Annotated in this window: 22 protein-coding genes; 20 read left to right on the plus strand and 2 right to left on the minus strand. The window is 43.8% G+C overall.

Annotated elements, in window-relative coordinates:
• The 18 genes from M2134_RS12315 to M2134_RS12400 form a co-directional block, all read left to right on the plus strand.
• Positions 1–185: RHS repeat-associated core domain-containing protein (locus M2134_RS12315; RefSeq protein WP_280751614.1), on the plus strand; the 185-nt coding region annotated here is incomplete at its 5' end.
• Between the two features lie 85 nt (positions 186–270).
• Positions 271–1,410: a carboxynorspermidine decarboxylase gene (nspC, locus tag M2134_RS12320; RefSeq protein ID WP_280751615.1), complete on the plus strand. Its 1,140-nt coding sequence runs from the start codon at positions 271–273 to the stop codon at positions 1,408–1,410.
• A gap of 89 nt (positions 1,411–1,499) precedes the next feature.
• On the plus strand, positions 1,500–2,453 hold the full coding sequence (gene ftsY, locus M2134_RS12325; protein ID WP_280751616.1) for a signal recognition particle-docking protein FtsY: 954 nt from the start codon (positions 1,500–1,502) through the stop codon (positions 2,451–2,453).
• A gap of 3 nt (positions 2,454–2,456) precedes the next feature.
• Positions 2,457–3,749 (plus strand): 30S ribosomal protein S12 methylthiotransferase RimO, encoded by a 1,293-nt coding sequence (gene rimO, locus M2134_RS12330; protein ID WP_280751617.1) that lies wholly within the window; start codon positions 2,457–2,459, stop codon positions 3,747–3,749.
• A 60-nt stretch (positions 3,750–3,809) separates the two neighbouring features.
• Positions 3,810–4,100 carry an HU family DNA-binding protein gene (locus M2134_RS12335; RefSeq protein ID WP_280751618.1) on the plus strand — a complete coding sequence of 97 codons (291 nt, stop codon included), beginning with the start codon at positions 3,810–3,812 and terminating at the stop codon, positions 4,098–4,100.
• The gene (locus M2134_RS12340; RefSeq protein ID WP_280751619.1) at positions 4,093–5,220 is read left to right on the plus strand and encodes an HU family DNA-binding protein; all 1,128 of its coding nucleotides are present in this window, start codon (positions 4,093–4,095) and stop codon (positions 5,218–5,220) included. The genes M2134_RS12335 and M2134_RS12340 overlap by 8 nt, the downstream gene beginning before the upstream one ends.
• A 162-nt stretch (positions 5,221–5,382) precedes the next feature.
• On the plus strand, positions 5,383–6,378 hold the full coding sequence (locus tag M2134_RS12345; protein ID WP_280751620.1) for a MoxR family ATPase: 996 nt from the start codon (positions 5,383–5,385) through the stop codon (positions 6,376–6,378).
• Positions 6,379–6,476: 98 nt separating this feature from the next.
• Positions 6,477–7,346, plus strand: a complete 870-nt coding sequence (locus tag M2134_RS12350; protein ID WP_280751621.1) for a DUF58 domain-containing protein — start codon at positions 6,477–6,479, stop codon at positions 7,344–7,346.
• Positions 7,347–7,353: 7 nt separating this feature from the next.
• Positions 7,354–8,361 (plus strand): hypothetical protein, encoded by a 1,008-nt coding sequence (locus tag M2134_RS12355; RefSeq protein WP_280751622.1) that lies wholly within the window; start codon positions 7,354–7,356, stop codon positions 8,359–8,361.
• 2 nt (positions 8,362–8,363) lie between these two features.
• Positions 8,364–9,350, plus strand: a complete 987-nt coding sequence (locus tag M2134_RS12360) for a VWA domain-containing protein (RefSeq protein WP_280751623.1) — start codon at positions 8,364–8,366, stop codon at positions 9,348–9,350.
• A gap of 12 nt (positions 9,351–9,362) precedes the next feature.
• Entirely contained in the window at positions 9,363–10,379 is a 1,017-nt protein-coding gene (locus M2134_RS12365) for a VWA domain-containing protein (RefSeq protein WP_280751624.1), read from the plus strand.
• 8 nt (positions 10,380–10,387) lie between these two features.
• Positions 10,388–11,122, plus strand: coding sequence for a tetratricopeptide repeat protein (locus tag M2134_RS12370; RefSeq protein WP_280751625.1), 735 nt, complete (start codon positions 10,388–10,390; stop codon positions 11,120–11,122).
• A gap of 27 nt (positions 11,123–11,149) precedes the next feature.
• A complete protein-coding gene (locus M2134_RS12375) occupies positions 11,150–12,985 on the plus strand; it encodes a BatD family protein (protein WP_280751626.1) in 1,836 nt (611 codons plus the stop codon).
• Positions 12,985–13,758 carry a tetratricopeptide repeat protein gene (locus M2134_RS12380; RefSeq protein ID WP_280751627.1) on the plus strand — a complete coding sequence of 258 codons (774 nt, stop codon included), beginning with the start codon at positions 12,985–12,987 and terminating at the stop codon, positions 13,756–13,758. Before M2134_RS12375 ends, M2134_RS12380 begins: the two co-directional genes overlap by 1 nt.
• A gap of 28 nt (positions 13,759–13,786) precedes the next feature.
• Positions 13,787–14,494 (plus strand): phosphatase PAP2 family protein, encoded by a 708-nt coding sequence (locus M2134_RS12385; RefSeq protein WP_280751628.1) that lies wholly within the window; start codon positions 13,787–13,789, stop codon positions 14,492–14,494.
• 115 nt (positions 14,495–14,609) lie between these two features.
• Complete coding sequence (locus M2134_RS12390) at positions 14,610–14,885, plus strand: DNA-binding protein (protein ID WP_280751629.1); 276 nt, start codon at positions 14,610–14,612, stop codon at positions 14,883–14,885.
• A 116-nt stretch (positions 14,886–15,001) separates the two neighbouring features.
• A complete protein-coding gene (locus M2134_RS12395) occupies positions 15,002–16,117 on the plus strand; it encodes a universal stress protein (protein WP_280751630.1) in 1,116 nt (371 codons plus the stop codon).
• Between the two features lie 548 nt (positions 16,118–16,665).
• A complete protein-coding gene (locus M2134_RS12400; RefSeq protein ID WP_280751631.1) occupies positions 16,666–17,346 on the plus strand; it encodes a queuosine precursor transporter in 681 nt (226 codons plus the stop codon).
• Here the strand turns inward: M2134_RS12400 and M2134_RS12405 are convergent.
• Together M2134_RS12405 and rplS are read right to left on the minus strand one after the other, a co-directional pair.
• Positions 17,341–17,964, minus strand: a complete 624-nt coding sequence (locus tag M2134_RS12405; RefSeq protein ID WP_280751632.1) for an HAD family phosphatase — start codon at positions 17,962–17,964, stop codon at positions 17,341–17,343. The two genes, M2134_RS12400 and M2134_RS12405, sit on opposite strands and share 6 nt — an antisense overlap.
• Before the next feature lie 136 nt (positions 17,965–18,100).
• Entirely contained in the window at positions 18,101–18,448 is a 348-nt protein-coding gene (gene rplS / locus M2134_RS12410) for a 50S ribosomal protein L19 (protein ID WP_280751633.1), read from the minus strand.
• 225 nt (positions 18,449–18,673) lie between these two features.
• On the opposite strand from rplS, the gene M2134_RS12415 reads away from it, so the two are divergent.
• Entirely contained in the window at positions 18,674–19,210 is a 537-nt protein-coding gene (locus M2134_RS12415) for a TlpA disulfide reductase family protein (RefSeq protein WP_280751634.1), read from the plus strand.
• Between the two features lie 659 nt (positions 19,211–19,869).
• Entirely contained in the window at positions 19,870–22,806 is a 2,937-nt protein-coding gene (locus tag M2134_RS12420) for a hypothetical protein (protein ID WP_280751635.1), read from the plus strand.
• Positions 22,807–22,832 lie beyond the last annotated feature (26 nt).

The raw sequence follows: 22,832 nt of genomic DNA on the forward strand, positions 1-22,832 counted from the left end.
TCGAGGCGCGTTACTACGATCCCGCCTTAGGCGGCTTCCTGACCATGGATCCGCTGGCGGAGAAGTATTACAGTACGAGTCCGTATGCGTATTGTTTGAATAACCCGATGCGGTATGTGGATCCGACGGGGATGTTTGTAGATGATTACAAGTTGCTACAGAAGAGGCAAATGGCAGAAAGATAGAATGTGTCTCAGCAATGCTTAAACAAGTTTGGCTCTGCTTTTAACTTTCACTATCTTTGCCATCTGTCATAAAAACAAATACAAAATGATATTGATTGATCAGATCCCATCACCCTGTTATGTGTTGGAAGAAAGGCTGTTGCGGGAAAACCTCAAGTTGATAAAAGAGGTGAAGGAGCGTGCCGGTGTAAATATTATCCTGGCTTTTAAGGCCTTTGCGCTCTGGAAGGCCTTTCCTGTTGTACGCGAATATATTCCCTATTCCACGGCCAGTTCCATCTATGAAGCCCGGTTGGCTTATGAGGAGATGGGGAGCCTGGCACATACCTATTCGCCGGCTTATACTGAGCAGGATTTCCCGGATCTCCTGAAATACAGTAGCCATATTACTTTTAATTCGCTTTCGCAGTTTGATCGTTTTTATCCGATGGTCGTAGCTGATGGAAACAAGGTGTCTTGTGGGTTGCGCATTAATCCGGAGTTCTCGGTCGTAGAAACAGATCTCTACAACCCTACGGCTCCCGGTTCGAGGATGGGTGTGGTAAGTGATTTGTTGACAGATGGTTTACCTGCCGGAATTGAAGGATTACATTTTCATTCGTTGTGTGAATCCTCTTCGTATGATCTGGAACGTACATTGGAAGCAATCGAGAAGCGCTTCGGGAAATTGCTCCCGCAGGTGAAGTGGCTGAATATGGGAGGTGGACATCTGATGACGCGCAAAGGATATGATGTGGAACATCTGATCCGTTTGTTGAAAGGTTTTAAAGAGAAATACCCCAATTTGGAGATCATTATGGAGCCGGGGAGCGCCTTTGCCTGGCAGACCGGATTCTTGTTGACAACCGTGGTGGACGTGGTGGAGAATCATGGTATTCGGACGGCTATTATCGATGCCTCTTTTACCTGCCACATGCCCGACTGTCTGGAAATGCCCTACCAGCCGGTGATACGACAGGCGGTAAGTAAGGAAGAGGGCGCTTATGTCTACCGTATCGGAGGGAATAGCTGCCTGAGTGGTGACTTTATGGGTGATTGGTATTTTACGAAGCCACTATGTGTGGGCGATCGATTGATCTTTGAAGATATGATCCATTATACGATCGTGAAAACCAATATGTTTAACGGTATTCCGCATCCTTCGATCGCCATGTGGACCCGGGAGGAAAAGCTGGTGATGCTACGTGAGTTTGGGTACGAAGACTATAAACATCGGATGAGTTGAGTGCTATAGAGTAATTATGAATTGTGAATTATGAATTATGAGTTTTAAGTAGTAATTTCGCACTCTATATATAAACTAAGGTAAAACAGATGGCAATTTTTGGTTTTTTCAATAAGAATAAAAAGGAGACGTTAGATAAAGGTCTGTCGAAGACCAAGGAAAATGTTTTTTCGAAGATCACACGGGCGGTGGCCGGCAAAAGCCGGGTCGACGATGATGTGTTGGATGATCTGGAGGAGATTCTGATCACATCGGATGTGGGCGTGGATACGACATTGAAGATCATCGGACGAATAGAAAAGCGCGTCGCCAAAGATAAATATATCAATACAAGCGAACTAACCGCCATTCTCCGGGAAGAGATAGCGGCCTTATTGACCGAAAACAATACCCAGGACGGGGATGGCTTCGAACTGCCTGCCGACAAATCGCCTTATGTGATTATGGTGGTTGGTGTCAATGGCGTGGGCAAAACGACAACGATCGGTAAGCTGGCTTATCAGTTCAAGAAAGCCGGTAAAAACGTTTACCTGGGAGCGGCTGATACCTTCCGTGCCGCTGCTGTAGAACAGTTGGTGATCTGGAGCGAAAGGGTAGGGGTTCCCATTGTGAAACAAAAGATGGGATCGGATCCGGCTTCGGTAGCCTACGACACCCTGACCTCTGCGAAGGCGAATCAGGCGGATGTGGTTATTATCGATACGGCAGGTCGCTTGCATAATAAGATAAACCTGATGAACGAATTGACCAAAATCAAAAATGTCATGAAGAAGGTGATGCCGGATGCTCCGCACGAGATTCTGTTGGTGCTTGACGGATCGACCGGGCAAAACGCCTTTGAGCAGGCTAAACAATTCACGGCAGCAACCGAGGTCAACGCATTGGCTGTTACTAAATTAGACGGAACGGCAAAAGGGGGCGTGGTGATTGGTATTTCCGATCATTTCCATATCCCGGTAAAATATATCGGATTAGGCGAAGGAATAGAAGATTTGCAGGTGTTCCGCAAGAAAGAATTTGTTGATTCGTTGTTTGGGGAGTAACAGATGCGTAAGAATAAAGTAGATATCCTCACCTTAGGCTGCTCCAAAAACCTGGTTGATTCGGAACAATTGATGCGCCAGTTTGTGGCCAATGGGTATCAGGTGACGCATGATGCGGATAAGATAAACGGGGAGATAGTTGTTGTCAATACCTGTGGCTTCATTGGCGATGCCCAGGAAGAATCCATTAATACCATTCTGGCGCTTGGTGAGGCCAAGCGAAAAGGGAAAATAGGAAAGCTGTTTGTTATGGGTTGCCTGTCGCAACGCTTTCTGAAAGAGATGAAAACGGAGCTGCCCGAGGTGGATCGTTTTTATGGAAAGTTCAATTGGCAGGAGCTGATTACGGATTTAGGGAAGTCTTTCCATCAGGAGCTGGCTTCGCATCGTATTATCACCACCCCGAACCACTATGCCTACCTGAAAATAGCCGAAGGCTGTAACCGTACCTGCTCTTATTGTTCTATCCCTTTGATAACGGGGCGCTATCAGTCGCGTCCGATGGAAACATTGGAAGAAGAGGTGCGCTTGTTGGTTGCGCAGGGTGTGAAAGAGTTTCAATTGATTGCCCAGGACCTGACCTATTATGGGCAAGACAATTATAAACGCCTGGCTTTGCCGGAGCTGGTCGAACGTTTGTCGGATATTCCGGGTGTGGAATGGATCCGCCTGCATTATGGCTATCCATCGCAGTTTCCTTACGATCTGTTGCGGGTGATGCGTGAGCGTGACAATGTCTGTAAATATATGGATATCGCTTTGCAACATATCAGCGACCATATGTTGGAGGTAATGAGACGAAAAATCAATAGCCAGGAAACCTACGACCTGATTGCCCGCATTCGGGAAGAGGTACCGGGCATTCATTTGCGGACAACGTTGATGACCGGGCATGCGCAGGAAACAGAGAAGGACTTTGAAGAACTGATTGATTTTGTGCAGAAGGTTCGCTTCGAGCGTTTAGGCGCCTTTGCCTATAGCCATGAAGTAGGGACTTATTCCTATAAGCATTACACCGATGATGTTCCGCAGGAGGTGAAAGAAGAGCGTCTGGATCATCTGATGCGCATACAGGAAAGGATTGCGGCGGAGATAAACGAATCGAAAGTAGGGAAGGTGTTCAAAACGATTGTCGACCGCGAAGAAGATGATTACTATATCGGACGGACAGAGTTCGATTCGCCGGAAGTAGACCCCGAAGTATTGATCACTAAAGATAAAAAACTGATACCCGGAACCTTCTATCCGGTATATATGACAGATGCCCAACCCTTTGAATTGTATGGAAATGTGTAAGAATGATTTGGATGATTCCAAAATAATCATTAATATTTGCACATCACAAGAGAATAAGGCATGAAAAACAAAGAGCTTGTAGTAGAATTGTCGAAGCGCCTCGCATGGACACAACAGGAAGTGGCTGATATGATGTCGGCTATGAGCGCTGTGGTGGGCGACTCGTTAGTTGGTGGCGATACTATTTACATCCAGGGATTTGGGCAATTTGAAGTAAAGAAAAAGGCTGAGCGTATCACCGTGAACCCGGCCACCGGAAAGCGTTACCTGGTACCTCCCAAATTGGTTCCCGTTTTCAAACCGGGTAAGACCATAAAAAATAAACTAAAAGAATTGAAAGGCAATGAATAACCGGTTATCTATCTCAGATCTGGCCGGTTTGTTGGCGGAGAAAACCGGACGGAAGAAAAAGGAAACGGAAGAGTTTCTGAAAGAATTTGTTTCGCTTGTCTCGCAGGGTGTTTTTGAAGATCGGTTAGTTAAAATCAAAGAGATTGGGACTTTCAAACTCGTCGAAGTGGAAGACCGGGAGAGTGTGCATGTCAATACCGGGGAGCGGTTTGTTATTCCGGGGCATTTCAAATTGACCTTTACGCCGGATAAAGAACTGAAAGAACTGGTTAATGCTCCTTTTTCCTTTTTTGAGAGCGTAGAGGTGGAGAATGAATCCGTTTTGATTGAATCGGAAGAGAAAAAAGAGGAGGAAATCTCTCCGGAGCCGGAAGCGGAAGTGGCGGAGGAATTAGAAGAAGTGGAACTGACTGCTCCGGAGGAAGCGGAAGAGGCTGAACCGATAATAGAAGAGGTATCAGAACCGGAAATCCCTGAGGAACCGGAAGCGATAGAGGAACCGGAAGAAACTGAAATAGTCGCGTCAGAGGAAGTTGAGATAATAGAAGGAACAGAAGAAACAGAAGAACCTGAACCTATAGAGGTTGAAATGCCTCAGAAAACAGTAGTAGTAGAATCAGAAAAGCCTCGAAAAAAGGGGGGGGATTGGACTCTATGCATTGTGTTGCTATTTTTGGTTCTTGCGGGAGTCTTTGTTTATCATTTCTTTTTGTCATCATCCGTGCAGGAACCGTTGCCGGTAGCCTCTGTTGCCCCTCAGTCGGAGCTTGTGCCGACAGAAACAGCAGAAGAAAACAAACCAACGGAAGAGGTTATTGATGCGGAAGAGAATGAGGAAGTTACCCCTATGGAGGAAAAGCAGGAAGAGGAGGTGATTGCCCGTGTGATCATTGAGCCGGGGCTAACACTGACCATGATAGCGCTGGAGCATTACGGGCATAAGTTCTTCTGGGTCTATCTGTATGATTATAACAAAGATCATGTCACCAATCCGAATAATATCCCGATAGGGACAGAGATAAAAGTACCACGGCCGGATCTTTATGAAATAACACGAAGCCGGGAAGCTATTGAAAAGGCGGCGGCGATCCAGGCAGAAATTGTTGGAGGCGGAAATTAAAAACGTTTATACGTTTTATAATTTAAATAAACTACGCACGTTAGTTATAATAATTTAACGGCAAAAGTTCCTTATGCGTCTTTAACATTTCTAATTTTGTGCAACTAAAAAGCGGACAGAGTAAACACAAGGAAAAAAATATAACACAATAACTATTTATTTATGAGTCAAACAGTCGATATTCGAGAGTTGAATGAACGAATAGAAAAGAAGAGTTCGTTTGTGAATTTGATTACAGTAGGAATGGACCAGGTGATCGTTGGTCAGAAACATTTGGTAGAATCATTGTTGATAGGTTTGCTTTCGGATGGACATATCTTGCTGGAAGGGGTTCCCGGATTGGCAAAGACGTTGGCTATTAAAACACTGGCTTCATTGATTGACGCGAAGTATAGCCGTATTCAGTTTACGCCCGACCTGCTTCCTGCCGACGTAATCGGTACCATGATCTATAGCCAGAAGAATGAAGAGTTTATGGTCAAGCAGGGTCCTGTTTTTGCGAACTTTGTATTGGCGGATGAAATAAACCGTGCGCCGGCGAAAGTACAGAGTGCTTTGTTGGAAGCGATGCAGGAACGCCAGGTGACGATCAGCGAGCATACCTATACATTGCCTAAGCCCTTTTTGGTGATGGCTACCCAGAACCCGATCGAGCAGGAGGGTACCTATCCGCTTCCGGAAGCACAGGTTGACCGTTTCATGCTGAAGGTGGTGATCAACTATCCGAAGAAAGAGGAAGAAAAGCTTATTATCCGTCAGAATATATCGGGCAAGTATCCGGAAATCAAACCGGTATTGTCGAAACAAGAGATATTGGAAGCGCGCGAAGTGGTGCGCGAAGTCTATCTGGATGAGAAGATCGAACGTTATATTGTCGATATTGTGTTTGCTACCCGTTTCCCGCAAGAGTATGGCATGGCGAACCTGGCCAATATGATATCGTTCGGAGCCTCTCCGCGTGCGTCGATCAATCTGGCATTGGCAGCTCGGGCATACGCCTTTATCAAGCGCAGAGGCTATGTGATTCCGGAAGATATACGCGCTGTGTGTCATGATGTGTTGCGCCATCGTATTGGTCTTAGCTACGAAGCGGAAGCCAATAATCTTACCTCAGAAGAGGTTATCAGCGAGATTCTGAACAAAGTAGAAGTACCTTAAGTAAATGGAAAATTGAAAGTTGAAAATTGAAAATGGCATTAGCTTAGCTATACGATCTTCGATTTTCAATTTTCAACTTTCAACTCTCAATTGATAAAATGGAGACAAGTGAACTATTAAAAAAAGTACGTCAGATAGAGATAAAGACCCGGGGACTTTCGCGGAATATCTTTGCCGGGCAATACCATTCTGCCTTTAAGGGTAGGGGGATGGCCTTTAGCGAAGTGCGTGAATACCAGTTTGGCGATGATGTGCGTGACATTGACTGGAATGTGACGGCACGTTATGCCCGTCCCTATATCAAGGTTTTTGAAGAAGAGCGGGAGTTGACGGTTATGCTATTGATCGATGTCTCCGGAAGCCGTGAGTTCGGCTCGGTTGATGTGATGAAGAAAGAGATTATCACAGAAATAGCTGCTACGCTGGCCTTCTCTGCTATTCAGAATAATGATAAGATCGGGGTGATCTTCTTCTCTGATAAGATTGAAAAGTTTATTCCTCCCCAGAAAGGGAAGAAGCATATCCTGTATATTATCCGCGAACTGATCGATTTTCAACCGGAAGATACACAGACAGATATCAGTCTTGTGTTAAAGTATCTGACGAATGCGATCAAGAAGCGGTGTACCACTTTCCTGATCTCTGACTTTATCGACAAAGGAAACTTTAAGGATGCGTTGACTATCGCAAACCGTAAGCACGATGTGGTGGCTATCCAGGTGTACGACCGGCGGGAAGCGGAGCTTCCTTCCGTTGGTTTGATGAAGATCAAAGATGCGGAAACCGGTAAAGAACGTTGGATCGATACCTCTTCCTCTAAAGTGCGTGAAGGATATCAGGAATGGTGGAATCGCCGACAAAACGTGATGAATGATTCCTTTAAAAAGAGCCGGGTAGACGCCGTTTCTGTCCGGACAGAAGATGACTACGTGAAAGCGTTGATCGCTCTTTTTAACAAACGTAATTAAGCAAACAATGAAATGTATTAGTAAAAGTATATTGTTTCTTTTATTTCTTGTTTCCGGGCTGAATCTGTTTGCGCAACGGACATTGATCGATGTGTCGTTGCAGCCTTCAGAGATCCTGATTGGGCAGCAGGCGGTGTTGAGTCTGACTGTTACGTCGGATCCTGATCGGCCGGTACAGATTATGCTTCCGGTTGACACGTTGATGCGGGGGGTAGAAGTGCTTGCTTATTCTCAACCCGATTCAGCGATTATAGAGAATAACCGCTTGGTTATCAAACAGGATATTCTTATTACCTCTTTTGATTCTTTACTTTATCTGTTGCCGCCTATTCAGGTGATTGATGCGACCGATACGATCTCTTCCCAACAGGTGGCTCTGAAAGTGTCGACTGTGCCTGTGGATATAGAGAATCCGGAGAATTTCCATGATATCAAGGATGTGTGGAAGCCTCCTTTTGTGTTGGCCGACTATCTGCCTGACAGGATGTTGGTGATGGGAGTGCTGTTGCTGATCTTCCTGATTTGCGTTGTCGGCTATATCATTCAGCGCAAACGAAACCAGCAACCGCTTATGCCGGTACGAACAGAACCGCAATTGCCTCCTCATGAACAGGCCGTGAAGGAATTGAATGAGCTTAAGAAATTGAAACTATGGCAACAGGGACGTCACAAAGAATACTATACGCAGCTTACGGATACGCTCCGTCGCTACATAGAAGAGCGTTTCGGCACCAATGCGATGGAGATGACCTCCAGTGAGATCCTGGATGTGATGCGCTATGAAACCGAATATAAAGCGGCTCAGGACAACCTGGCGCAGATACTTCGTTTGGCTGACCTGGTGAAATTTGCCAAAATGCACCCGCTACCGGATGAGAATGATCTGAGCATGGTCAATGCCTACCTGTTTGTGAATCAGACAAAGATCGAGGAGGTGCCTAAACCGGGCGAAGGAGAGAAACCGGAAGAGGGAGATGATGAAATGGAAGGAACAAACAATTCTAAAGTAGATTAACCATGGTATTTGCAAATCCTACATATCTCTATTTATTATTGCTATTGATTCCGTTGATCGGATGGTACATCTATAAATTGCGTAACAGCCAGGCCAGTTTGCAGGTCTCTTCTTCGGAAGCTTTTGACTTGCCTAAAACGGCCTCCTGGAAAGTCTACCTAAGACATCTACCTTTTGTTCTTCGTATGGTGGCAATCGCTTTATTGATCATCGTGTTGGCACGTCCGCAATCGACCAACCGCTGGGAGAACACCTCGACGGAAGGGATCGATATTATGCTGGCGTTGGACGTATCGACCAGTATGCTGGCAGAAGACTTGAAGCCGAACCGTCTGGAAGCAGCCAAAGATGTAGCGGCCTCCTTTATCAACGGCCGGCCGACAGATAATATCGGTTTGGTGGTGTTTGCGGCAGAAAGCTTTACGCAATGTCCGCTCACGACTGACCATACGGTGTTGTTGAATCTATTTAAAGATGTTCAAACCGGTCTGATTAACGATGGTACAGCTATTGGCTTGGGATTGGCCAATGCTGTTAGTCGTATAAAAGACAGTGATGCGATTTCTAAAGTGATCATTCTGTTGACCGACGGGGTGAATAACCAGGGAGAAATTGCTCCGGTGACAGCGGCTGAAATAGCCCGTACGTTCGGGGTGAGGGTTTATACCATCGGGGTCGGCACACAAGGCATGGCACCCCATCCTTTTCAAACGGCTTTTGGTGTGCAATACCACAATATTGAGGTGCAGATCGATGAACCTGCGCTGAAGCAGATTGCCGCAACAACGGGTGGGCAGTATTTCCGTGCGACGGATAATTCCAGCTTGAAACAGATCTACGCGGAAATCGACCAGTTGGAGAAAACGAAGATCAGCGTACAGCAATTCAGCAAAAAACAGGAAGAGTATAAGTTCTGGGCTTTGCTTGTCTTTGCGCTGCTGCTGATAGAAATATTGTTGAGAAATACATTGTTGAGAAATATTCCATAAAAGAAAAGGCTTATGTTTCGTTTTGCTAATCCGGATTATCTTTACTTACTATTTATACTTCCCGTACTGATAGGGTTTTATATCTATTCGATGACATCGAAGAAGAAAGCTATTAAGCGATACGGGAACCCCGCCTTGTTGTCGGAGTTGATGCCGGAGGTGTCGCCTAAAAGACAACATCTGAAATTCTGGCTGTTGTTTAGCGCGATAGCGGTGATGATTTTTGTGATATCCGGCCCACAGTTTGGTTCCAAGCTTGAAACTGTAAAACGCCAGGGCGTAGAGATCATGGTGTGTCTGGACGTCTCCAATTCGATGTTGGCAGAAGATGTCGCCCCCAACCGTCTGGAGAAAGCCAAGCAGATGCTTTCACGGTTGACAGATGGGTTTACGAATGATAAAGTGGGACTGATTGTTTTTGCCGGCGATGCCTTTACGCAGTTGCCGATTACGTCCGACTATGCCTCCGCAAAGATGTTCCTTTCTTCGATTAATCCCTCCATGGTGTCGAGCCAGGGAACGGCAATCGGCGCCGCTATCAATCTGGCTTTGCGATCCTTTACACCGAATGAGGCATCCGATAAGACTATTCTGTTGATTACGGACGGGGAGAATCACGAAGATGATGCCATCGGCGCGGCTAAGAAAGCGGCGGAAAAAGGGATCCATATCAATATCGTAGGGATTGGTTCTCCTCAGGGTGTTCCCATTCCGGTCGGAGGAAATAATTTCCTGAAAGACAAAGAGGGAACGGTAGTCGTTACGAAATTGAACGAACAAATGTGTCAGGAGATAGCCGCCGCAGGAAGCGGTATGTATGTCAGGGCGGATAATACGAATTCGGCTCTGAAAGCGGTTCAGAATGAAATTGAAAAGATGAATAAAGCAGAACTTGACAGTAAGGTCTATTCGGAGTATAACGAACAGTTCCAACTGCTGGCATGGATTGTATTGTTTCTTTTAATTGTTGAATTACTGACGTTAGACCGGAAAAACCGGGTGTTCAGAAAAGTCAGACTATTTTCATAAGTAGAAAGATGAAACAGATGAAAAAGATAGGATGGTTGATAGTTGCCCTGTTTCTCTGCCATGGGGTATTGTTTGCTCAGAAAGAAGAGCGGAAGAGCGTACGGGCAGGAAATAAGCTTTTTGCGAAAGAGCAACTGAATGAAGCGGAAATAGCTTATCGGAAGAGTATGGATGTGAATCCCCGTTCATTGGAGGGGAATTATAACCTGGGAAATGTGCTTTACAAACAGGAGAAATATGAGGAGGCAGCCAAGCAATATGAAATGCTTGCCGGACAGGCGCAACAGTTGATCGATACCAAAGGTGGACAGGAGCGTGCGGCAGAGGTGTTTCATAATATGGGTAATATCGGCATGAAAGAAAAAGATTATGCCAAAAGCATTGAGTTGTATAAACAATCGCTGCGCCTGAATCCCGATGATGAAGAGACGCGTTATAACCTGGCTTTAGCACAAAAACTGCTTGAAGACCAGCAGAACGAAGACCAGGATCAGGACGACAAGGAGGAAGAACAAGAACAAAATCAGGATCAGAACCAGGATCAGCAGCAACAGCAACAAAATCAGGATGATCAGAAAGAGGATAAGACCCAGGAAGAACAAAAGCCCAATGAGCAAATGAGCCAGGATAACGCGCAGCAAATTCTGGATGCCTTCCTGCAAGATGAAAAAGATACGCAGGAGAAGGTGAAAAAAGCACAGCAGCAACAACAGCAGCGTCGCAAAACGGAAAAAGAATGGTAACTTTGTAGCAAAATGAGATACAAGCATATGAAATATATACGAAGGAATATAATTCTCTTATTTATATTATTTGTCGTGTCCGGTGTGTCCTTGTTTGCGCAGGTAGAATTTAAAGCCCTCGCACCGGAGGCCGTAGTGGCAGGAGCGCAATTCAAAGTCACCTATACGATCAATACCGAAGCAAAAGACCTGCGGGTGCAGCATCCGGCAGATTTTGATGTGTTGATGGGACCTTCGCAGATGACTTCCCAGAGCACCTCTATTGTCAATGGAAAGCGAACCAGTGAGTTGAATGTCAGTTATACCTATATCCTAATGGCTAAAGAGGAGGGAACCTTTAAGATCCCTGCCGCAACCATTAAAGTAGCCAATTCGACGTATACCTCCAATGAATTGTCTATTAAAGTATTACCGCCGGATAAAACAAATGATGCCGCGCAACAGGGTGGGCAGCAAGGTGCCGCTTCCGCTGCTTCGGCAGGCTCGGGCATATCCGATAGTGATATCTTTATGCGGATGATTGTTTCGCGGACGAATGTGTATGAGCAGGAGGGATTTTTGGTAACATTCAAACTTTATTTTACACGGACACCGAGTATTACAAACTATAAATTCCCGGAATTTGCAGGATTCCATAAACAGGAAATTGAGTTGTCTGAACAAAGTGCCGTTCTGGAACAATATAATGGTAGGAATTATCAAACGGTGGTATTGCGACAGTGGATCCTCTTCCCGCAACAAACCGGTAAGATAACGATTGAAAAAGGAAGTTTTGAAGCGGCTATTCGTGTTCCTGTCCAACAAAGAAGCCAAAGTATTTTTGATGATTTCTTTGCTCCGCAGGTCCGAACGGTTAATAAGACCTTGACAACCCCGTCGATGACGATCGATGTCAAGCCTTTGCCCAGTGGAAAACCGGCCGACTTCTCCGGCGCTGTGGGTAACTTCACGATGAATACCAATATCAATGCCACTGATCTGAAAGCAAACGAAGCTGTTACCATCACGACTAAGATCAGCGGAACGGGAAATATTCGCCTGATGAAGAATCCGGAAGTAAAATTCCCCAATGATTTTGATATATATGATCCGAAAATATCTGTTGACACACGGGTGTCGGCGGGTGGTGTATCCGGTTCAAAGACGATTGAATACATGGCTATACCTCGTTTTGGTGGGGAGTTTGAAATACCGGCGATCCGTTTCTCCTATTTTGATCCGAAATCGGCGACCTACAAAACGCTTACGTCCGAATCTTATACGTTGAAGGTGGAACGGGGCGAAGAGGGCGAAAATAGCCCTGCCGTAACGAACTTTAACAACCGGGAGAGCGTTCGCTTCCTGGGGCAGGATATACGTTATCTGAAGGTGAAAGGTATTCACTTTGAGTCGCAGGAAGACCTGTTTTATGGCTCGATGTTGTTTTATCTTTCTTATATTGTTCCTGCATTGCTTTTCATCGTCTTCTTCTTTATCTACCGGAAGCAGATGAAAGAAAATGCCAATATCGCATTGAAACGTACGAAAAGAGCCAACCGAATGGCTGTGAAACGTTTGAAGAATGCTGGTAAGCTGTTGAAAGAGAATAAGAAAGAAGCGTTCTACGAAGAGGTGCTTCGTGCGTTGTGGGGATATTTGAGTGATAAATTGAGTATTCCTCAGTCGGATCTAACGAAAGATAATGTGGCCAATGAGTTGTCGAAATATGGAGTAGGGGATGAGCTTATCAGTGAGTTTATGGCTATTCTTAACGATTGTGAGTTTGCGCGTTATGCACCTTCTCAGGCACCGGATGCTATGGACAAGATCTATGGACAGACGGTAGATGCGATTGGTAAAATGGAAAATACAATTAAAAAGTAATGAAAATGGCTCGATATATATTCATGCGGAAAACCATTCTTTTTGTGCTGACACAATGTCTGGTGTTTTCCCTATTCGCGCAGGAAACTGCCATTAAAGAGGCTGAAGCCGCCTATGCACAGGAGGATTATGCTTTAGCGATTGAGAAATACGAATCCATATTAGCGGAACAGGGACAATCATCCCAAATCCTTTATAATCTGGGAAATGCCTATTATAAGGCAGGGCTTGTAGCGCCGGCTATCCTTAATTACGAGAGAGCCTTATTGCTTGATCCGGGTGATAGCGATATCCGTTTCAACCTGCAAATGGCCAAACTCCGTGCTGTCGATCAGATAGAACCGGTCGGGGAGTTCTTCCTGAAGAAATGGTTCCTCAGTATACAGGATATGGGTTCGTCGGATTCATGGGCCAAACTGGGTGTGGTCTGTTTCTTGGTTTTCATTGTGTGCTTGTTGTTTTTCTTCTTCTCCCGTTGGATACGCATGAAAAAGGTAGGCTTTTACCTGGGATGTGTTTTCCTGGTATTGGTTGTTGTGTGTAATATCTTTGCACGGAATCAGAAGAATGAATTGATCAACCGCACCCATGCGATAGTGTTTACCCCGACGGTAACGGCTAAAAGCTCCCCATCCGCAAGCGGAACGGATCTTTTTATATTGCATGAAGGAACGAAAGTATCTGTTAAAAGTGAGATAGGCGAGTGGAATGAAATTGAGCTGGAGAGTGGAAGTGTAGGATGGATACAGAAAAAAGATATAGAAATCATTTAATTTACCCTCAAACACCACCTTACATCTAATGCTCGAAAAAATTCTAGACTACGAACGCGAACTATTCTTAGCGCTTAACGGTAGTAATTCCACCTTTTGGGATCACTTTATGTGGCTCTATTCAGGGAAAATTGTTTGGTTGCCATTGGCAGTTGTCATTATTTTCCTCTTGGTGTATAAGAAAGACTGGCGCGAATCGATTCTGATTCTCATTGCCATAGCCCTGGTGATCACACTTTGTGATCAGTTTGCCTCTCATTTTATTAAACCGACCTTTATGCGTCTGCGTCCGACGCATCATCCGGATTTTATGAATGAGGTAGATACGGTATTCGGATATCGGGGCGGCCGATATGGCTTTATCTCGAGCCACGCGGCCAATGCCTTTGGTTTTGCGATGTTTATGACGCTATTGTTCCGTTATCGTCCGTTGTTTTCGACAACTATTTTTATTTGGGCATTTATCACCGCCTATACGCGTATTTACCTGGGTGTTCATTTTATTTCGGACATTATTCCCGGTGCGCTTGTCGGGATCGGATTTGGCTTTTTGGTGTATGCAATTTATTCACGTGTGAGAGTGAAAATCATCGGAAGGGGTGGGAGAGAGGTGCCCCCGGCTTCCTCTTTATACTCTGTCAGGCGCGAGCGGATGATTGTGGTCGCCATCCTTGTTACCGTAGGGATCATCATGCTGTTAAATGTCCAGCTGGTGAATTTATTAAGAGATGTATAAAATGCCGTAAAGCATGTTAATTAAGGGATAAGGAATTTGTTCTACTGCCGGATATTCCTTAAGTTCGTACATTATTGATCCATATAAATAATCATTTAATTAGAAAAATATCACCATGACAAAGACAATTACATTTAATGAGTTAAGACGCCTGAAAGACAGTTTGCCTGACGGAAGTATTCATCGTATGGCTGATGAATTGGGTATCTCCGTAGAGACTGTACGCAACTATTTCGGCGGGCAGAATTTCAAAGACGGTAAAAGTTGTGGTATTCATATAGAACCGGGACCGGGTGGGGGAATTGTGGTTTTAGATGATACGACAATCTATGAACGTGCTCAGCAGATTTTGGAGGAAAGTACTCCGTCGTCTGCTACCTCTGAAGAGTAATTTTATTACATAATCGTAAAAAAGTCCCAATGCAAAACTACACGGCTATGCTTTGGGACTTTTGTGTATAAACTATTTTGAAATAGTATTTGTTTTATAAAAAAACGTAAAGCCTTATGGAAGAAAAATTGGTTACAGTAGCTATTCATACCTATGAAAAAGCACAAATTTTAAAGACATTATTGGAAACGGAAGGCATCGATGTGTATATTCACAATGTAAATCAGATTCAACCGGTGGTGTCGGCAGGAGTGAGGGTGCGTATTAAAGAGAGTGATCTCCCTCATGCACTGCGGATAATAGAAGATAGCCATTGGCTGGATGAACCGAAAGAGACCGAGGTAAAAGTGGAAGATAAGCGGAAAAAGATTCTGGTACCGGTCGATTTCTCTGATTATTCGATCAAAGCCTGTGAGATAGGCCTCAATTATGCCTATACGATTCAGGCGGAAGTCATGATTATGCATGCCTATTTCAGTCCCTATTTCCCTTCGGCCATACCGATGGGTGATACCCTGGCTTATCAGGTCAATGAAGAGGAATCCGTGCACCATATCATGCAACGGGTGCAGAAGGATATGGACAATCTTTGCAATCTGATAAACAGAAAGATAGAGGCAGGAGAGCTGCCTAAGGTGAAGTACAACTACATCCTACGGGAAGGCTTGCCGGAAGAGGAAATTGTGGCGTATAGCAAAGAATATCATCCGACAATGGTCATCATGGGTACCCGTGGGAAAAACCAGAAAGAGGTGGATCTGATTGGTAGTGTGACAGGCGAGGTGTTCGAAGCGCTCAGGGTGCCGGTATTGGCTGTGCCTGAGAATGTTAGGTTCCGAAACCTCGATTACGTACATAATATCGCTTTTGCAACCTCTTTCAATCAACGCGACCTGGTTATCTTCGATAAATTTATGGATTTGATGAAGGAATATAACTTCCGCATCCACCTGTTTAACATTTCGACCAGCAAGGATGAATGGAATGAGATTCGACTGACAGGGGTGGAGGAATACTTTAAAAAACAATACCCGGATGCTAACATTGTGCATAATGTATTGGCGGATGGCGATCTGTTGTTGGCTGTTGAGAAATTTGTCCGTGAGAATGACATAGAGATGATTGCCTTGAGCACGCAGCGTCGGAATATTCTGGCACGGATGTTCAATCCGAGCATTGCAAGGAAGATGTTATTCCATACAGATACGCCATTATTGGTGATGCACACATAAAATAAGTGTTGCAACATAGAAAACGAAAAAAAAATGTTTTACGAATGAACATTTTACTACTTTCTTTGTTCTATATAAAAGAATTTGTTAGTAGTATTTGTTTTTTCATATAAGTAGAGTTTGTTATTTGTTTGTCCGTATATGACTGTGAAGTTGTATACGGATCTTTTTTTGTGGCTGGGGGAAGATGAATAGCTATTTCGGAAAAGACAATTAAACATAATAGTGATTATACAAAAGTGGGACTTTGAATTCAAATAGGCTTCTGGAGCCTCTCAAACCGATTTGTCATTTTGATAGCAAAAAGGCGATTTTGCTTTGCAATATGATACGTTAAAAAGTGTTACTCCTGCGGGTAATTTAAAATACCCCTACGTTTACGGAAAATTTCTCGGGCGATTTTGACAAATTGTCAAATCGGTCAGAACCGGGATTTCGCTAATTTTTGGATTTTCTGGATGTGATTGTTTTGATTTCAGCGAAATCCCGGTTAAATTTCATTACCTTTGCAGCCGAGTGCTTGAATACCTCGTTAAAAACAAGAAAATATGCAAAAGAAAGTATCTGTACCCTTCATGCTGTTGGGTATTCTCTTCAACATCTGCCTTGTGGCAGCCAACTTGCTGGAAACCAAAGTTGTGCAAGTGTTTGGTGTCACCGCTACCGCCGGTTTAATCGTTTTTCCCATCTCGTACATTATCAATGATTGTATTGCTGAAGTCTGGGGATATAAAAAGACCCGATTGATTATCTGGAGCGGATTTGCTTCCAATTTCCTGGTGATTATGTTTGCGCAGATAGCTATTCATCTGCCGGCAGCTCCTTATTGGGAAGGCGAAGAAAGTTTTAATTTCGTATTTGGCATGGCGCCGCGTATCGCTGTGGCCAGCTTGGTGGCATTCCTGGTCGGATCGTTTCTTAATGCCTTTATTATGAGTAAGATGAAGGTGGCCTCAAAAGGAAAACACTTCTCGCTTCGGGCAGTTATTTCTACCTTGGTCGGAGAAACTGCGGATTCGTTGATTTTCTTCCCGATAGCTTTTATCGGATTGATTCCCCTACCCGAGCTGTTTGTTTTGATTGGGACACAGGCAGTGCTTAAATCTCTCTACGAGATCATCATTCTTCCTCTTACCATTCTGGTGGTGAAGTATATTAAAAAGGTAGATGGTAGCGATGTGTATGATACGGATACTTCTTATAATATCCTGAAAATAAAGGATCTATAATAATTCTCTCTCGTTGGAAAGAAAGGTCCATTCTTCCCGAGGCTGGGCATTGTAGGTGTGAATGCCTAAGGCTTCGGCCGCTTTGCAATTCACCAGGGCATCGTCGATAAAAAGGGTCTCTTCGGGGCGTAGGCCGGCATCCTGCAACACGTATTCATAGATCTCTGCATTGGGCTTCAACAAATGAAGCTCGAAAGAAAGGTATATTTTATGAAAGAAATCGTTGATTGTATGGTTCTTGTAGGAAAAGATCTTTTTTTCGGCCCATTCCCAATGGATGGTGTTGGTGTTGCTGAGTAGATAAAGGTTGTATTTTTGGTGGAGATCCAGTAAAATGTCGAGCTTGGTAGAGGGCACATCGTCCAGCATATTGATCCATGCCTTGTCTATTTGTGCATCAGTGATAGGGAGATTCGATCGTTTGCGTATGCCATCCCGAAATTCCGCGGCAGAGATAGCGCCAAGTTCCAGCTGCATAAACAGCTCCTTGTGGTTATATCCTTCCAGTTGTTCGTGCACATCAACACCTAACTGGGCAAATTCTTCGATACAACGATTGCGCGTCAGATTGATAATCACACCTCCAAAGTCAAAAATCAAATTTTTTATCCCTCCCATAAGTCATTCCTTCCAATTTCCCTGACATCCTTTCGTTTGTCTCCGTGCAAAGATATGTAAATCCCCTCAAGGTAGCATAAAGAAAAAAGGTGAATTCGTTTGAATCCACCTTTTTCTACTATTTGCTAAATAGTTGTTAGAATCTTCTTTCTTTGATTCTGGCTTTCTTACCGGTAAGCGCACGTAAATAATACAATTTGGCGCGGCGAACTTTACCATGTTTGTTCACGGTAATACTTTCGATAAACGGAGAGTTCATAGGGAAGATACGTTCAACACCTACGTTTTCAGACATTTTACGCACGGTAAAACGTTTTTTGTCTCCATGACCAGAGATACGGATAACAACACCACGATACTGCTGGATACGTTCTTTGTTACCTTCTTTGATACGATAAGCCACTGTAATCGTGTCTCCGCTTCTGAATGCAGGATGCTCTTTCTTTACAGCAAATGCCTCTTCTGCAATTTTAATTAAATCCATTGTTTATAGCTTTTTAATTGTAATTAATAATGAAACGCAATATAACGGGCCACTTTTGATCCCGACAGAGATTACGTAAAGCGGTTGCAAAGGAACGAAAGTTTTGTGAATCTACCAAGAAAGTGCTTGGTTATTTTAGTGTTAGAGGCAAAGATAGGAGAATTTAATCGATGAAAATGAAAAGCTTTCTTATATTTGTAGTCAATAAACTAAATAAAACTCCTTATGCGATTAACCAAAAGTGTATTTGTTTTTTGGGCGCTTTGCCTTGTTTGCAGCCTATCGTCTTGCATAAAAGAACATAATGAAGATTCGGATGATGTGGTTAGCTATGTATTTGTAGGTGACCGGGTTCCCTCCTTTTCGGTGGAAGATAATAAAGGGAATAGATTCCATGCGGATGATTTTAAAGGGAAGCGTTCGTTGTTGACGCTTTTTAATACCACGTGTAGCGACTGCAAAAGAGAATTGGAAATCATAGAGTCTGTCTGGCAAAAATTGAAAAATGATCCGGATTACCAGGTGATTGCCATTGGAAGGCAAGAGACGATGGAGTCAATAGATGCTTGTTGGAATGAGCGTCATTTGACGATTCCTGCTTTTCCGGATCCCAAACGGGAGATTTTTACACTTTTTGCCGGTAATTACATTCCTCGTATATACCTGATTGATACGACCGGCACCGTACGCTGGATGGCTATAGAAAATTTGGAGTCGACAACGGCTGAAGATCTTGTTGATCGTTTGAAAAAGCTTCCTTGATGTATAAATATTTTGATATCAAATTTACGAGGAGCTAAAACGCGAGGGATGGGTTTAAAGCAAAAGTGAGGGGTATCCATCTCGGACCCCCCTCACTAGCACAAGTAAAACAAAGTGTGTGCATGTGCGCCATAGTTCCAATTCACTACAAAGTCATAATTCAAAAATAGTTAAGGTTTTGGTAAAGTTATATTTGCCTAAAAAACCATATATAAAAGATGTAAAGGCAATTTCCCTAAAAAGGTTCATCGTTCTTTGCTCTTTTGTTATGTATCAAAAATAGACATAGCCCTTGATTTTTTAGTACTTCTGAATGATTATTTTAGAAACTAATACAGTAAAAGCCATAAAACCAATACTTGTTTGACTCGAAAATCGAAAACTGAAAGATAGATACAGTGTCGTGTTTTATTTCTCGAAAAAAAAGATGCGTGATAATAACGATACCCAAAAACCAAATTTAGGGCTTTTATAAACTTACAAACCTTACAAACCTTCGGATTTAGCCTTGATTTTGGGGCTCTTGGATATGACCAATATGAAAATTATTATCTTTGTTACAAAAAATTATACATAACAAAATTTTTCCGTGGATAACATTAACCTGGAACTCACCCTAAGGAGACGTATAAAATATAACTATATAAAATCAATTACCAATGGCAAATAAACTGTATCCCTTTTTCTTATTCTGTCTGTTGCTATTCTGCTCATCTTGTGAAGACGACAAACAGGAAGTAATCACCAATGCGGCTGGTTCGCAAATCGAAGTAGTTGGAAATATGAAAGTGAGCTCTTTCAAAATACCCAATAAACAGTTGACGATAGAACGGCTAATGAAGCTCAAGCATCGATTACAGTCGCTGCGTGATGGTAGAAAATTCAACTTCAATGGAAGTATAAAAGAGATAAAACCTGATGAGATAATCTGTGAATTACATATACCCATCGACAACGTGATTCCGGATGGAGATTACAATCTGGCTTTCACAGCGGCGGATAATTCGATAACTATTCCCACTCAGTTTGTATTGACATTCAAGGATGAAATGGTCGCGGCGATCTTGCAAAATACGACAAACTATTCGGCCTATTTCTCCGGCGACGGAACGGCTGAAAGTCCTTATTTAGTCAACGATATAGATAAGTTTCTTACCCTGTTATCGGCGGATCGTACCAACGCCAAAGGATTATTCTTCCGACAGACAGAGGATCTGATAATGCCTGTGCAGGCCATCCGATCCAACTTTTCCGGCAGCTACGACGGAGGTGGTTTCAAACTCAAAAACCTGACCTTTGATGGGGCGAATAATGATGTGAAGGAAAACTCGTATGTGGGATTCTTTAGAGAGTTGAACGATGGTTCTTCTGTCTCTAATATAGTGTTTAGCGACGTTATGATTATCAATGCGGAAAACAATGTGGGCGTTGTCGCTGGCAGTTCCTATGGCTCAGTAAGTTTGAAGAATATTTCGGTATCCGGCAAGGTGCAGGGTAACCTAAGTGTAGGAGGCCTGATCGGGTCTACTACGACGGGCAATCTTTTAGTGGAGGATATAAACTTGGGTATCATTGTAAAAGGAAATGATTTTGGTGTCGGCGGCTTGTTTGGACTGTGTCTCAGCAATGTGACCATTACGTCGGTTCGGAATACGAAAGGTTTCTCTGTTTCCGGGGGAGATAATGTGGGTGGTCTGATCGGGGATTTTTCTGGCATCTTCGATATTAAGAATGTATCCCTCCAAGTGGCTACGGTTGATGATGGATCTTTCGCATTGTGGGGAACGGCTTACTGTCTCGGAGGTATAATTGGTAGGGCGAGTCTAAGAGGTCATTCCACGATCAGTGGTTCTACGATACAACTTCCTATTCATGGTGTGGATCGGGTAGGTGCTTTTTTGGGTAATCTTTCTCTAGATGAGTATGAGTCAGGTTATGGTATCACATTAAAAGATAATAGGGTATTGCCAAGCCAGATCTCCGGGGTGAGCGATGTCGGAGGATTCGTGGGATACTGGGCGAACGTAAGAGTGAATGAGTTGTCTAATCTGCTTCAACAAGCAAGTGTCACCGGAATGACAAATGTTGGTGGCTTTGTCGGGCAATTGTATGCGGCAAACTGGGTAAGCGGAAAGGTGAACGGTGTCAAGATTGAACCGAGCGAACCAATCACGGCAAAGAAAAAAGTTGCCGGTGGAGTATTTGGCGAGGTATTAAAGTCAAAAAATGAGATTGACATATCTCCGGCTTCTTTTACCATCGGTAAGAACGTGTCGGTGAATGCTGCTTATACGGTTGGTGGAATTGTTGGAAGAGCGGAGAATACAACGTTTACCGGAGATGTCTCTTTCATAGTGGACGAGGATCAGGCTATTAAGAATCTAAAAGGATCCTCCTCTTTTTCAGGAAAGATTAATAACCTAGAGGCGTATAGAACCACAACCTACACTTCCGGAGGTCTCTTTGGAGAGGTGGAAGATTGTACGATCAAGAATGTTATGGCTGACGCCGAGGTACGAGGTGAAAGATTAATTGGTGGTATTGCCGGTAATGCAATAAATTCATTCCTAACATATTGTGTGACGAAAGGCGGATCTGTGGAGGCACAATCATTCGCTGCAGGCGGTATTTGTGGGAAAATGCTTATGACTAAAGCGGAAGGAATCAATTACTTAGTCAACAATGCGTCTGTCTCCTGTTCCAATAAAGAAGGAGATTCCTCAGGGGGTATAATTGGTTATTTTGAATCAGGAAAGGGTACCATCTCTGATTTTATTAATGTAGGGAATGTAACAGGTTTCGGATCTGTTGGTGGTGTTATCGGCTCTTTCATATCAAAAGATAAGGGGTCTAAGAATGATAATATCGTGACCCTGAAACGCGCGGTCAACTACGGTGAGGTTTCAGGATCCTACAGAGACGGGGAGGAAATGTTTGGATTAGGTGGAGTTGTCGGTACAGCCAGGTATTGTGCCGAGATCAGAGAATCTGCCAACCACGGTCCGGTAACGGCGTTGCAATATTCTACCTATAATGGTGTAGGTGGAGTCGCGGGTGTACTGGGAGGCAAAGAGCAGAATCAAAGTCATATAAAACTGATTAGTTGTTGTAATACAGCGACCATAACCAACCATGGGGATAAAAGCAAATCCCGTTATACGATGGGGGGTGTGGCAGGCCGCTTGTTTAATGGAGATAAAGATGGTGAGCGTACTGTCAATATGCACAATTGCTACAACAAAGGGGCGGTAAATGAGTCGAACAATCGTGATAACGGAGGCATACTGGGATCGATACAGAGCTATGCCGCTGTACACGAATGTATTAATATAGGAAAGGTTCAACATGGAAACGGAGGCGTCGGTTCTCATCCCAATGACGATTTGTTTTTCTATATCAACTATATGTATTACCTGAAAGGATCGGGAAAAAGCTGGAAAGGAAAAGAATTCAGCGATTCGCAGAAACAGAAAGAAGGTACCTTTGAGAACTTCTCCTTCGGCAGATACTGGCTGATAGACAAGGAAAACAAAAATGGCGGATTCCCCTATTTGGTAGACTGTTATTACCAGTTCGCTAAAAAGCCGGTTCTTTGATAGAAGGTAAGATACTGCTGAATTGT

This window comes from Parabacteroides sp. PM6-13 (assembly GCF_029892605.1).
Taxonomy (GTDB): Bacteria; Bacteroidota; Bacteroidia; order Bacteroidales; family Tannerellaceae; genus QVMG01.